9 protein-coding genes and 1 pseudogene are annotated in these 13,841 nt (G+C 62.4%); 7 read left to right on the top strand and 3 right to left on the bottom strand.

Features of this window, described 5'->3' with window-relative positions; genetic code table 11:
• Window positions 1-219: 219 nt before the first annotated feature.
• Both QU44_RS15890 and QU44_RS15885 read left to right on the top strand, forming a co-directional pair.
• Window positions 220-495 carry a PadR family transcriptional regulator gene (locus QU44_RS15890; protein WP_231621779.1) on the top strand — a complete coding sequence of 92 codons (276 nt, stop codon included), beginning with the start codon at window positions 220-222 and terminating at the stop codon, window positions 493-495.
• Complete coding sequence (locus tag QU44_RS15885; protein WP_231621778.1) at window positions 492-1,664, top strand: hypothetical protein; 1,173 nt, start codon at window positions 492-494, stop codon at window positions 1,662-1,664. Before QU44_RS15890 ends, QU44_RS15885 begins: the two co-directional genes overlap by 4 nt.
• Window positions 1,665-1,952: 288 nt before the next feature.
• On the opposite strand, the gene QU44_RS15880 is transcribed toward QU44_RS15885, so the two are convergent.
• On the bottom strand, window positions 1,953-2,774 hold the full coding sequence (locus QU44_RS15880) for an IclR family transcriptional regulator domain-containing protein (RefSeq protein ID WP_197054358.1): 822 nt from the start codon (window positions 2,772-2,774) through the stop codon (window positions 1,953-1,955).
• 318 nt (window positions 2,775-3,092) lie between these two features.
• Between QU44_RS15880 and QU44_RS15875 the strand changes: the two genes are divergently transcribed.
• The 5 genes from QU44_RS15875 (at window position 3,093) to QU44_RS15855 (ending at window position 12,031) form a co-directional block, all read left to right on the top strand.
• Complete coding sequence (locus tag QU44_RS15875; RefSeq protein ID WP_033923387.1) at window positions 3,093-4,817, top strand: hypothetical protein; 1,725 nt, start codon at window positions 3,093-3,095, stop codon at window positions 4,815-4,817.
• Between the two features lie 53 nt (window positions 4,818-4,870).
• On the top strand, window positions 4,871-7,915 hold the full coding sequence (locus tag QU44_RS15870; protein ID WP_052134982.1) for a TonB-dependent receptor domain-containing protein: 3,045 nt from the start codon (window positions 4,871-4,873) through the stop codon (window positions 7,913-7,915).
• 61 nt (window positions 7,916-7,976) lie between these two features.
• A complete protein-coding gene (locus QU44_RS15865) occupies window positions 7,977-9,410 on the top strand; it encodes a M20/M25/M40 family metallo-hydrolase (RefSeq protein ID WP_033923386.1) in 1,434 nt (477 codons plus the stop codon).
• A complete protein-coding gene (locus tag QU44_RS15860) occupies window positions 9,407-10,645 on the top strand; it encodes a M24 family metallopeptidase (protein WP_033923385.1) in 1,239 nt (412 codons plus the stop codon). Before QU44_RS15865 ends, QU44_RS15860 begins: the two co-directional genes overlap by 4 nt.
• Window positions 10,646-10,663: 18 nt before the next feature.
• The gene (locus tag QU44_RS15855; protein WP_033923384.1) at window positions 10,664-12,031 is read left to right on the top strand and encodes a M24 family metallopeptidase; all 1,368 of its coding nucleotides are present in this window, start codon (window positions 10,664-10,666) and stop codon (window positions 12,029-12,031) included.
• Between the two features lie 32 nt (window positions 12,032-12,063).
• Here QU44_RS15855 and QU44_RS15850 read toward each other — a convergent pair whose 3' ends face one another.
• The gene (locus QU44_RS15850; RefSeq protein WP_231621777.1) at window positions 12,064-13,332 is read right to left on the bottom strand and encodes a M24 family metallopeptidase; all 1,269 of its coding nucleotides are present in this window, start codon (window positions 13,330-13,332) and stop codon (window positions 12,064-12,066) included.
• 245 nt (window positions 13,333-13,577) lie between these two features.
• Window positions 13,578-13,841 (bottom strand): annotated as a pseudogene (locus tag QU44_RS18760) (hypothetical protein); the annotation flags it as partial.

The raw sequence follows: 13,841 nt of genomic DNA, 5'->3' as shown, positions 1-13,841 counted from the left end.
AGATCACCGGGTTGATGGAGGTGCTCACCTTCCGACATCCGACACTCGATCTGGTCGTCCATGGCTGCCGCTGGCAGTGCGAACTGTCCCGCCTGCGATCGAATCGACGGTTCGGCGCAAACACCGACGTCACCATCAAATCAGGGGTTGACGATAAATCTATCTAGGTAGACATTATGTAGAATGTCTCGAACCCGTACCCTCTCATCACACGCCCGAATGGTCCTGGCCATCCTGCTCAATGCCCGTGGCGAATGGTCCCACGGCTATGAGCTGGCGCGGCTTGCCGACGTGAAATCCGGTACGCTCTATCCGTTGCTGATCCGCCTGGAAGCACAGGGCTTTCTCGAAGCGGAATGGCAGCAGCCTCCTGAACGAGGGCGGCCGCCGCGCCATGCCTATCGACTGACCGCCAGCGGGGTGCAGCTCGCTCGCGCCAATCCCCCCGGGCAGCCGGCAGTGTCGGCCTCCCCGAGCCAGCAGGCGACGATATGACTGGCGGCTTGCGGCGCGGCCTTGCCGATCTCGCTTGTCGTATCCTGCAAGCGACGCTGCCGCCTTCATTGCAGTCATGGGGATGGGCAGTCCGCTGCGAGACCGCCGGCATCCCAGACGACACCAAGGCACTGCTGTTCGCCCTCGACAGCCTGTGCGGGCTCATGCCGCGCGCGATCGCATCACAACTGCTCCATCCCTTCGCCCCGCTAGCCGGCGACGGCGCGCTCTTTTCTGGAGGTTCGACCACGATGAACGTCTACAACGCCACCATGCGGAACCCGCGCGCCCTCGGCATCGCGTGCGCGATCGGTGCCGTCGCGCTGGGCCTTTTTTACCTGGCGATTGCCGGTGCGCCGACGCGCTATCTCGGCATCAACGCCGGCGCATTGGTTATCGGTCTGGCGGCGCTGGCGGTGCTTGGTCGCGCCATCACCGGCGAGCGTCGATCGGTCAGCGGGGCGATCACTGCGATAGCAGTCGCACTGCTTGCGACCGCGTTTTTAGGTATGGAGGCCGATGGCGCGGTGCGGTGGGTGAGCCTAGGCGGATTGTCAGTCCAACCAAGCCTTGTCCTGCTACCCGTGATGCTCGTTGCATTCGCGCGAAGCCGCAATCCGGTCACAACGGCGGGAATCATCACTGCTGCCGCAGCGATGGCGATCCAGCCCGACCGGGCAATGGCCGGGATGCTTGCAGCCAGCCTTGCCACGCTCACGATGATGCGCCCCGACAAATATGTCATCACCGGATTGGCGGCGAGTATGGCAGCCTTTGCCGCGACGCTGGCTCGTGCCGACACGCTGTCGGTATCCCCCTATGTCGATCAGATCCTTTACACGGCGTTCGACATCCATGTCGCTGCAGGCGCGGCGGTGCTGGGTGGCTCGGCCCTGCTCCTCGTCCCCGCAATCGCCGGTTGGGCCCGGGATTCTGCCAACCGCGCGACCTATGCCGCCTTCGGTGCCGTCTGGCTTGCCGGGATCATGGCGGCAGCCATCGGCAATTACCCGACACCGATGGTCGGTTACGGTGGCAGCGCCATTCTCGGCTATGCATTGAGCCTGATGGCATTGCCGAAACTAGCGGACGCTCCTGCCGGCACCTCATCGTCGCTCACCTGCGGGTTGATGCAGCACCCCCTGAACGGCATCTGCTCGTCGGACTGACTTGATCCGCCGGTCCGCTTCCCGAAACAAACTGTTGGACATGGAGCAATGCGACTGGCTCGATCTGCCCGCACGGACGGTTTGGGATATCGCGCCGAGCTGCCGCCTCGCCCTGATGGGAGCGCGCCTGCCAGGAGTTCGGCGGCATGAATCCGCCCTTTCCCACCCCTTCTTTATCGATCGAAGGCCGATCGGTCATCGACTCAGCAGTCGCCCCCGGCGGCGGTTGGCCAAGCCTTTCTGGTTAGGATGCAACAAGCGCGACACCGCACTGCCGTGCATGCATCTTCACCCATGAAACGCCTGGTTGATCCGGCCAGCGGCTTTCAGCAGTTCCGGAACCAGCTGCTGCTCCATGTCCTTCACCGTGAAGCGTATCGCGGGGCAACAGGCATTTAGCGCAGCAATGACTCGCTGCCGAGCATCACGAATAGGCACAGAAAGCGAGCGAACCCCAAGTTCCAGCTCTTCATCGACCAACGAATAGCCGCAGCTCCGGGTTTCGAGTATGACTTCGCGCAATTTGGATTTGGTGTTCACGGTATTGGAAGTATGCTGGGTTAAGTCGACCCGTTCCAGATAACGCTCCAGGGCTTCATCGGACTCGCCCGCGAGCAGCACCCTACCTGTCGAAGCGGCATAGGCGGGCAGCCGATTGCCGATATTGATGCTGACAGACATCACCCGATCTGGCGTCGAACGCGCGAGATACGTCACGTCATCGCCGGTCAGCACCGCAGTAAAGATCGACTCCTGCGTCCGCTGCGTCAGTTCATTCATGATCGGCTGAACGACATCCAATATGCCGACCGACGACAAGGCCGAATAACCAAGCTGTAGCACTTTGGGCCGCAATGAAAAAATTCGATCATTCTTTTCGGCATATCCTTCGCGTACCAAAGTCAGCAACAAGCGCCGCGTAGTCGCGCGCGACATATTCACCGACTTGGCGACCTCGCTCAGCGTCATTCGCGGCATCACTCGGGTGAAAGCGCAAATCACATCGAGCCCTCGCGCGAGGGAATTTACGTAATCACGATCGCTGTCGTCTGATTCTTGCCCATCGGGATCGATGGAGCCTGGCTCACCTAACATATAAAGATTGCTCACTTTTTGTCCTCGCTGTGGTGAGGACCGTATCAGTCATGCCGCATTGATTGATGATTCGTGGGCCAATGTCCACCGGGCTCCGCCATTCTGTACGCTGTGCGAACGCCGCCACCGGGTAGGCGGCAGGGCGAATCTTCCCGGAAGACACACAAAGTGACTGAAAAAGCGATGTTCTCAGCATTTAAGTCCTTCTCGTCCGTTCACCCATAGAACTTTTGTGCGCTATGCGCGCAATATCGGTTGACATCTGGGCGGATGAAATCACAGATTACAAACCGGACGAACCGAACACGGTCGCCGGAAAAAGGGGAAATCGACATGCGAGCTACATTCGCGGTCGGTGTCGCGATGGCGGCGCTGACGCTTAGCACAACTGCGCTTCGCGCAGAGAATTTCCGGATCGAACTGGCAGCGCCGGTATCGGATACTGCCTATGAAGGCCGCTTGATCCTGATCCTGACCAAGGATGACTCGACCGAACCGCGGTATCAGGTCGACCCCAACTTTGACGCGCCGCAAATCTTTGGATTGCAGGTCGAACAATTCGCCAAAGGCCAGTTCCGCGTCATCGGCGACACCGTGCTCGGCTATCCCGGCCGTCGCCTGTCGGACATCCCAGCAGGCACCTACACGGCGCAGGCGGTGCTGCACAAATATGCCAGCTTCACGCTGGCCAATGGCAAGACCGTCAGGCTGCCCGCCGCGCGCGGTGCCGGGCAAAACTGGCGCAAGGAGCCGGGCAACATCATCAGCAAGCCGATCAAGATACGCTTCGACCCCAAGCGATCCGGCGAGATCAGCATCGCGCTCACCGACGTCCTGCCGCCGATCGCCGAGCCCCGGGACAGCGAGTATATTCGCCACTTCAAGTTCAAGTCGGAGCGGCTGTCCAAATTCTGGGGCCGCGACGTTTTCATGCGTGGCCATGTGCTGGTGCCCAAGGATTTCGACAAACATCCCGAAGCCAAATATCCGCTCGCGATCTTCCACGGGCATTTCCCCGACGATTTCGGCGGCTTCCGCACCACGCCCCCCGACGCCGACATCAAATGCGTGCCCAACGAACGCTTCAGCAACGAGCCCTGCTATGATCGCACGCAACAGCAGGAAGCCTATGACTTCTATAAGAAATGGACGTCACCCGATTTCCCGCGAATGCTGATCGTCGAGATCGACCACAGCAATCCCTATTATGACGACAGCTATGCGGTGAATTCGGCCAGTATCGGCCCCTATGGCGATGCCATCACCTATGATTTCCTGCCCGCGCTCGAAAAGCAGTTTCGCGGGATCGGCCAGGGCTGGGCGCGCTTCCTCTATGGCGGCTCGACCGGCGGATGGGAGGCGCTGGCGGCGCAGGTTTTCTATCCCGACGAATATAACGGTGCCTTCGCCGCCTGCCCCGACCCGATCGACTTTCGCCAGATGATGGTGACCAACATCTATGACGACAAGAACGCCTATTGGCGCGAGGGGCCGTTCGGCCGCGTCGCCAAGCCGGGCAAGCGCGATTATCTGGGCCACGTCTCCTACACCGCCGAGGACGAGAATCGCTGGGAAGCGGTGCTCGGCGACAAGACGCGATCGGGCGGACAATGGGATGTCTGGGAAGCGGTCTATTCGCCGATGGGAGCCGATGGCTACCCCCAGCGCATCTGGGACAAGACCACCGGGGTGATCGACAAGAAGGTCGCCGCCTATTGGCGTGAGAATTACGACCTGCGTCACATTCTGGAGCGCGACTGGAATACGCTCGGCCCCAAGCTTCAGGGCAAGATTCATATCTACGTCGGCGATATGGACAATTTCTACCTAAACAACGCCGTCTATCTGATGGAAGACTTTCTGAACAAAGCACAGCCGGCATATCAGGGCGAGGTTACCTATGGTGACCGTGACGAGCATTGCTGGAATGGCGATCCTACCTTGCCCAATTCGGTCGGCCGGCTGCGCTACAACAGCATGTACGTGCCCAAAATCCTCAAGCGGATCGAGGCGGCTGCACCACCGGGGGCTGACCTTACGAGCTGGCGCTACCGCTGAACAAAGCGCCGCCGCTGCATCAACTGCCGACATCAACAGGGGGAAATAACGTCATGAATCAGCGATTCAGCATGCGCGCGGCGCTGCTCGGTTCGGTCTTTGCGATCGGCGCATTCGCGGCACCGCCGGCGCTGGCCCAGGTGGCCGAAGACTCGCCCGCCGCACAAGAGGGTGAGGGCATCGTCATCACCGGTTCGCGCATCAGCTCGGCCAACGCCGAAAGCGTCAGTCCGATCACGACGATTTCGTCCGAAGAATTCGCGCAGCGCGGAATCTTGCGGACCGAGGACTTGGTCAACCAATTGCCACAGGTGTTCGCGGCGCAGGGTGCCGCCAATTCGAATGAGGCCACCGGCACCGCGCAGGTCGATCTTCGCGGCCTCACCCCCTCACGCACCCTCGTGCTGGTGAACGGCCGGCGGCTGCCTTATGGCTCGCCCAAGAATATCCCGTCCGACCTTAATCAGGTTCCCACCCCGCTCATTCAATCGGTTGAAGTCCTCACCGGCGGCGCATCGGCGGTGTACGGATCGGATGCGATCGCGGGCGTCGTCAACTTCAAGCTGATCGACGATTTCAACGGCTTCCGGATGAGCGGCAGCGTCGGCGGCTATCAGCATAATAATGATCGCGGCGAACTGCGCGACCTGCTCGATCGCAATGACGCGCTGGTTCCCGGTGCCTATCCCAAGCCCGATACCAATGTCTGGAACGGGTTCAGCACCGAAATTTCGGCGGTCGCCGGCGGCAATCTCGCCGGTGGTCGCGGCAATGTAACCGCCTATGCGACCTATCGCAAAGTGAACGCGATCCTACAGGCCGACTATGATTACAGCGCCTGCGCGCTCGGCAGCACCGGCGTGGGCGGCACCGATTTTTCGTGCAGCGGCTCGGGCACCAACGCCCCTGCCAACCTCACGAACGCCGGGCGCATTCCGGGGCTGCCCAACTCGTTCCGAGTTTCGGACGGCACGTTTGTCCCCGGCACCCAGACGTATAATTTTGCACCGTACAATTATTACCAGCGGCCCGACGAGCGCTACTCCTTCGGTGCCACCGCGCATTACGACGTCAACGAGAACTTCAAGCCGTATCTCGAACTCGCCCTCATGGACGACCGGTCGGTGGCGCAGATCGCCCCCGGCACCAACAGCGCCGGCATCAACATCAACGCCAACGGCATCAACGGCATCAATTGCGACAACCCGTTCCTCAGCGCCCAGCAGGCCGCGTTCCTGTGCAGCAGTCGCGGCCTGTCCACCGCCAGCACCTATGACGCGCAGGGCAATTACACCGGGCCGGCATCGGTGGCGCAAGGGGTGCTGGTGGCACGCCGCAACGTCGAGGGTGGCAACCGCCAGGACGACATCCAGCACCAGACCTATCGCATCGTCGCCGGCGCGCGCGGCGACCTGTTCGGGCCGTTCAAATATGATGTCTACGGCATTTATTCGAAGGTTAGCTATCGCAGCCGCTTCTCGGGCGACGCCAATCGGCAGCGCACTGCCAACGCCTTCAACGCGGTACGCAATTCGGCGGGCCAGATCGTGTGCGCGATCAATGCCGACGCCAACCCCAATAACAACGACGCCAATTGCGCCCCGCTCGACTATTTCGGCGCATCTGCGAGCCAGGAAGCGACCGACTATGTCGCCGAGGTCAAGAGCATCACCGGCGATACCAACCTGATCAACATCGTCGGCGTCATCGACGGCAATCTGGCCGACTATGGTTTTCAATCGCCGCTTGCGAACAACGGCGTCGGCATCGCCTTCGGCTATGAATTCCGCAAGAACGGCGTCGATTACCAGCCCGATGAAATCTATCAGGCAGCGGCCAGCCCCGAACTTCCGATCAACGGCTCGACTGCGGCCAAGGAGTTCTTCGGTGAGCTGAACGTGCCACTGGTCGAAAGCCGGCCCTTTTTTGATCTGCTGTCGTTCGAAGGTGCCTATCGCTTTTCCGACTATGACACCGGCTTCAAGACGCACACGTACAAGCTGGGTCTGAACTGGGCACCGGTAAGTGCCCTGCGCTTTCGCGGATCCTATCAGCGTGCCGTCCGCGCCCCGAACGTGATCGAACTATTCTCCAACCAGACACTGTTCGAAGTCGAATTGACCGAGAATGCCGATGGTTCGTTCGATCCCTGCTCGGGCACCAACCCGGTCGCTACCGCCGCGCAATGCGCCAATACCGGGGTGACCGCCGCGCAATATGGCAACATCATCGACAATCCGGCTGGCCAGTTCAATTCGCTGATCGGCGGCAATCCCGATCTACAGCCCGAAACCGCCAAGACGTTGTCGCTGGGCGCGGTGTTCGAGCCCGGCTTCGTTCGCGGGCTGACCATCTCGGTCGACTATTTCGACATCAAGGTCGAAGACTTGGTCGGCAGCGTCAATCCGAACCTGTCACTGGCCAACTGCCTTGCCAGCGGCGATGCGTTCTTCTGCGAACAGATCCAGCGCAGCCCGGCAGGCTCGCTGTGGCAGGGCGAGGCCGGCTATTTCCAGCGGTTCAACGTCAATACCGGATCGCTCCAGACAAAGGGCGTCGACGTCGCGGTCGATTACCGCATGAACCTCGACGATGTCGGCATCGGTGGCGGTCGGCTGGCCTTCAATTTGATCGGCACCTATCTCGACTCATACAATACCGTGCCGCTGCCCAATTCGCCGGCAAGCAACGTCTATGAGTGCGAGGGACTGTATGCCGGCCTGTGCGGTCGTCCGCGTCCCGAATGGCGGCACAAGCTGATGACGACCTGGTCTCCCAGCAGCGCGTTCAACCTGGCGGTGAGCTGGCGTTACGTGTCGGCGGTCAAGATCGCGCAGACCAGTTCGCAGCCCGCGCTCACCGGCAGCTTTGCCGCCGTAAATGAGCAGCTCAACGCGCGCAGCTATTTTGACGTGTCGTTGGCCTATACGGTGCGCCCCGAGCTTACCTTCCGGCTGGGCGTGAACAACCTGCTCGACAAGGACCCGCCGCTCACCACTACTGCGGCAATCGAGGATGGCGGCAACGGCAACACCTACCCGCAATTTTATGACGCCACCGGACGCTATCTGTTTCTCAGCGCGTCGGTCGGCTTCTGACTGGTACTTGCCCCGGGGACCGATATGGTTCCCGGGGACTTTTTGGGTTGAGGGGGTTTGCATGAAACACGGATTCGCCACGCGGCTGGCTGCCATGCTGCTGGCTTCGGTCGGCACGGCGGCAGTGCCTGCCGCAGCACAAAAAGCTCCGCCAGTCACCGACGCCGACCGGGCCATGGCACGCGCGATCCTGGAAGAGGCGATCGCCACCCCCACTGCAAAGGGGCGCGGCCAGGTGCCCGTGCTCGCCGAAAGTTTCGCCACGCGATTGCGCACGGCAGGTTTCGCCGACGCGGATATTCAAATGCTGCCGATCGAAATCGACGGGGAAAAGACCGTCGGCCTTGTGGCGCGCTATGCCGGTCGCGATCCGAAGGCAAAGCCGATCGCCTTTCTGGGCCATATGGACGTCGTCGACGCGCTCAAGGAAAATTGGGCGACCGATCCCTATGTGCCGATCGAGAAGGACGGCTATATCTACGGTCGCGGCTCGATCGACAACAAGGCGGGGATTTCCGCGCTGGTCGCCAGCTTCATCCGTCTGAAGCAGTCAGGCTTCGTACCGCAGCGCGATCTGGTGCTGGCCTTTTCGGGCGACGAGGAAACCGGGATGCAAACCACCCGGCTGCTGATCGCGCATCCGATGGTGGCGCGCGTTGAGTTCGCGCTCAATTCAGACGCTGGCGGGGGCAGCGTGACCGCCGGCGGCAAATACGACTTCAATATCCAGGCGGCGGAAAAGACCAACGCCAGCTTCGCCATTTCGGCAAGTAACCCCGGCGGCCACAGCTCGGCCCCGCGCCCCGAAAACGCGATCTATGACCTCGCCGATGCGATCAAGAAGGTGCAGGCCCTGCGCTTCCCGGTCGAGTTCAACGAGATCACCCGCATCATGGTCGCCGATCTTGCCGCCGAACAAGGCGGCACGCTGGGGGCGGCGCTGACGACGCTGCTGGCCGATCCGACCAACTTGGCCGCGCGTGCCGAGGTCGAGAAATACCCGCAATATTCGAACCTGGTGCAAACCACTTGCGTCGCAACCATGCTCCAGGCCGGCAATGCCCCCAACGCCCTGCCCCAGAACGCCACCGTCACGGTGAACTGCCGCATCTTCCCGGGCACCCCGGTCGCAGCGGTCCAAGCCAAGCTTGCCGAGGCGATCGGCAACGACAAGATCGGCTTCGCGTTGCTTGGCGATGCGGTGGAAAGCCCGGTTTCGCCGGTGAATCCGGCGTTGTTCGCGACGCTCCAGCGCGCGGTTCGCAGCGTGTATCCGGGCGTCGTGCTGAAACCCAGCATGTCGTCGGGCGGCACCGATGGCCGTGAGTTCCGCAAGCGCGGCATTCCAACTTACGGCGCAGGGGCGCTGCCGCTGCGGATGCCCGAAGATGGCCGCGCGCACGGCACCGACGAGCGCGTGCCGATCGCAGGCTATCTACGCCAGCTCGATTATTGGGACGCATTGCTGCGCGATCTGGGAAGCCGGGCGAAGTGACGCTCGATCGGCGCGCGGTGCTGGGCTTCTCCGCCATCGCCCCTGCCCTCGCGGCGGCACCGCGTATCGCGGCAGCGTTGCAATCCCCCGCGATTGCGCCGGCGGCACCAATCACCCGCGCCGAACGCGAGAGCCGGCTGGCGCGGATGCAGGCCGAATTGCGCCGACGCAACCTGTCGGCGCTGCTGGTCGAGGCCGGATCGTCCTTGGTCTATTTCACCGGCATCGATTGGTGGCGAAGCGAGCGCACCACCGCGGCGATTATTCCCGCCGAAGGGCCGGTGCTGATCGTCACGCCGTTTTTCGAAGAACCCCCGATCCGCGAGATGCTGGGCGTGCACGGCGAAGTGCGGGTGTGGCAGGAGGATGAAAGCCCGTTTGCGCTGATCGCCGATTGGCTCAAGGCCAGGAAGCTGGGCGGCGGCACGCTGGCGGTCGAGGAAACCGCGCGCTTCTTCATCGTCGACGGCATCCGCAACCTCCTTCCTGATCTACGCACCGTGTCGGGCGCGGGGGTGGTCAACACGCTGCGGCTCATCAAGAGCCCCGCCGAAATCGCACTGATGCAGCGCGCGAACGACATCCTGAATTCTGCCTATCGCGCGACACATCCCCAAGTACAGCGCGGCATGACCGCCACCGAAATCAATGCGATCATGACGGGCGAAATCGCCCGGCTGAGCGGCCAGCGCGGATCGAGCAGCGCGCAGATCGGCCCCGGCAGCGCGCTGCCACATGGGTCCAAAGAACGGCTGAAGCTGAACGAGGGCATGATCGTGCTGATGGACTGTGTCTGCACGGTCGAGGGCTACCACGCCGACATCTCGCGCACCTTCGTCCATGGCGCGCCATCGGCAGAGCAGCGCAAGGTGTTCGCCAACATGCATCGCGGCCAGGAAATCGCGATGGAGGCTGCGCGGATCGGCGTCGCGGCGGGCAGCGTCGATGATGCGGTGCGCGGCTATTATGAGCAGCTGGGCTATGGTCCGCGCTACCGGTTGCCCGGCCTGTCGCATCGCACCGGGCACGGCATCGGCCTCGACGTCCACGAACCGGTCAATCTGGTGCATGGCGAAACCACGCCGCTTGCCGCCGGCATGTGCTTTTCGAACGAACCCGGCCTCTATCTGCCCGGCAAGTTCGGCGTCCGCATCGAAGACTGTTTCTACATGACCGATCGCGGCTCCCGCTATTTCACCCAGCCGCCCGGCTCGCTCGACCAGCCGGTCGGCTAGGCCCTCGAAAGGAACCGCATGTCCCGCTTGAAGGCACTCACCCTCGGCAGCGCAGCCACGCTCGCCGCGCTGGCCCAGCATGCCAACGCCGCGGTCTGTACGCCGACGCAGAGCGAAGCGTCGATGTCACCAGGAATGCCCGCGATTTTGCCGCTGCGCGAACAGGCAGCACTGCGCGATCAATGGCTGGCGCAACGCTTCGAGACCGTCCTGCCCGCGCTGATGCGCGAGAACGGGATCGACATGTGGGTGCTGGTCGCGCGGGAATATCTCGAAGATCCGGTGATGACGACGATGCTCAACGCCACCAATCTTCGCGCACGCCGCCGCACGATCCTGATCTTCTTCGATCCCGGCGACGGTAAACTTATCGAGCGGCTGGTGGTCAGCAAGCACGGCATGGGCGATCTGTACGAGCCGGTCTGGGATATGGACCAGCAGCCCAACCAATGGGCGCGCGTCCGCGAGCTGATCGCCGAGCGCAATCCGGCCAAGATCGCGGTCAACACCTCGTCGCTGACCGCCTTTGCCGACGGCATGACGCACACCCAATATACCGATCTGACCGCAGCGATGACGCCCGAGATGCGCAGCCGGATCGTCCCCGGCTATCCGCTGGCGATCGGCTGGCTAGAAACGCGCATTCCACAGGAAATGACGCGCTATGCCGAGGCGGTACGCGCCGCCCACGCCATCATCGGCGAGGGGTTTTCGGCCAAGGTCGTCCGGCCCGGCGTCACGACCAACCAGGATCTGGTGTGGTGGTACCGCCAGCGGGTGAACGACCTGGGCTTCGGCTCGTGGTTCCATCCCTCGGTGGAAGTGACGCGCAAGGGTACGCAAGGCGTGCTGCGCGAGCAGGCCAGCGTGATCCAGAAAGGCGACATGCTGCGCGTCGATTTCGGCATCGTCTATCTGGGGCTGAACACCGACACCCAGCATGTCGCCTATGTGCTGCGCGACAGCGAGAGCGACGCGCCCGCCGGGCTGAAGGCGGGTCTGCTCGACAGCAATTGCGTGCAGGATGCCGTGACCGCGCAATTCCGCATAGGGGCCACGGGCAACGAAGTGCTCAACCGCGCGCGCGCCAGGGCAATCGCGCAAGGGCTGACCCCAAGCATCTATTCGCATCCGATCGGCTATCACGGCCACGCCGCCGGCAGCACCATCGGTCTGTCGGAAGAACAGAAATTCGTCCCCAACGGCGAATACAGGCTGCGCGCCAACATTGCGTGGTCGATCGAGCTGAAGGCCACGCGCGCGGTGCCCGAATGGGACAACCAGCTGGTCGATTTCAAAAGCGAGGAAGACGCATTCTTCGACGGCAAGTCGGTCCGTTACATCGACGGCCGCCAGACCGAGTTCCACCTGATCGGCCCCGAATAGCCGGAGGGACGCTTAGCCTTATGCGGCCGCCGTCACGGCCGCGGCACGAGGATGAAGCTTTCCTGCCCGCCATCGAGGAAGCGAAAGCTGCCATCCGGAGCCAGGAAGCCGTTTTCCTCGTGCATGAACCGCACCTTCTGCCCGCCCCATTCGGGCACCCTATGCTCGGCATTGAGTTCGATCGACCAGACGGTGTTCGCGTCGATGCGATAGTCGCCGCGTCCGGGTGCCAGCTTTTGGCTTTCCCATGCGCCGATCCAGGTGCCCGCGCCATGCCCGTGATAGCCGATCGGATGCGAATAGATCGTGCCCTCAATGCCTTCGCGCTCGATCTGCTGGCGCGCGCCGGCGAGCACTTCGTTGCCGGTGCGGCCGGGCTTCAGCGCGGCGATCGTGGCCGCGCGGACCCGGTTCATCGCTGCCATGCCGTCGCGCAAGCCCTTGGGTGCCTCGGTTTCGCCGGGCTTTAACACATAGGCCAGCCGCTGGATGTCAGTATTCAGTCCCAGATAAGTGATGCCGAAATCGACGTGGAGCATGTCGCCGGGCATGATGACGGTATCGCCGCGATACCCCATTTCCTGCACGCTGAACTTGCCGCCATCGGCGCGCTGGATTGCGACGCTCGGCTGGAACCAGGTGTCGAGCTTAAGCTCGGAGATGCGGTTGCGGAAATACCAGACGACATCGTCCGACGTGGTCACGCCCGGCGTGATCACCCGCTCGGAAAACCCCTCTTCGATGATCGCGTGCGAGATGCGCGAGATCGTCGGATAGGTCGCCATTTCATCGGACGTGCGCGTCTCGAGCCAGCCAAGCCCAAGCCGCTCATGCGAAACCAGCCGCTTCGACATATCCGGACCCAGCGCGCGGACGATCGCTTCATAATGCGTCGCGCTCAGCCCGTCGGCCAGCGGAAAACCCTCGGCACGGTTGAGCGCGATGGTCGCGGGATTGCGCGCGGCGACAATCATGGCGAGTTCGGCCCATTGGTCGGACTGTTCATCGGGGTTCCAAGCCGGTGCGAAATCGCCCACCGGATAGCGCGCCAGCGCCAGCTTCTCGATCGGCTTGCCCTCGCCCGGGTCGAAAAACACCAAAATGGTCCGGCGGCGCGCATGCAGCCAAGTTGCCGGCAGCATGGTTTCGACGATCGGGTCTTCGTTATATTCGCCCGCGACCAATATCCACATCGAGACTTTGTCACGGCGCATGATCTGCGGCAAGACGGTGTCGAACCGTTGCTTCAGCCATCGGTCTTCGGTCTGCGCGCGTCGCTCCAGCGGAAGGATCGCCGGCATTCGCAATTCCGCAGCGCGCGGGTTTTGCGCTGCAGCGGTGCCGACAGTCGCTGCAACAGCAAGCATAAGCGATAGCATGAAAACCCCCGATTGTTCGCATGGCGAACCTTTGTTCACCTTAGAATTTGCGACAGATTTGGTGTCGATGCAATGGGAGTCTGAGCCAGAAGGTCGCGCGGCTGGGAGGCCTTCGCAGCAGGTGCTGACGCGGGGACGGTGGACGGCAGTCGGTCCGGGCGCAACGCTCAGGACATGGCCACCAAAGGGCCTGAATTCGGTCTGCAGGGTGACGTCGCCCAGCCTTGCGGCGTTTCCCGCGCCAGCACACAGGCATAGCCCTGGATTGCCAGTTCAAGCGCGAACGCGCGGCCTATACCGTCGGATGCCCCGGTAATGAGTGCCCAAGACCTGGGCGTCATCGCATCGGTGATTGGCAAGGGAGCTCCCTCGCGGACTATCTCCGATACCTTATCGATGACCGCCTTTAGCAGGCTGCTGAAAAATCCCAC

Source organism: Sphingomonas sp. 37zxx, assembly GCF_000786205.1.
In the GTDB taxonomy this organism is placed as follows: domain Bacteria; phylum Pseudomonadota; class Alphaproteobacteria; order Sphingomonadales; family Sphingomonadaceae; genus Sphingomonas.
This window is presented reverse-complemented; position numbering and strand designations above follow the sequence as displayed.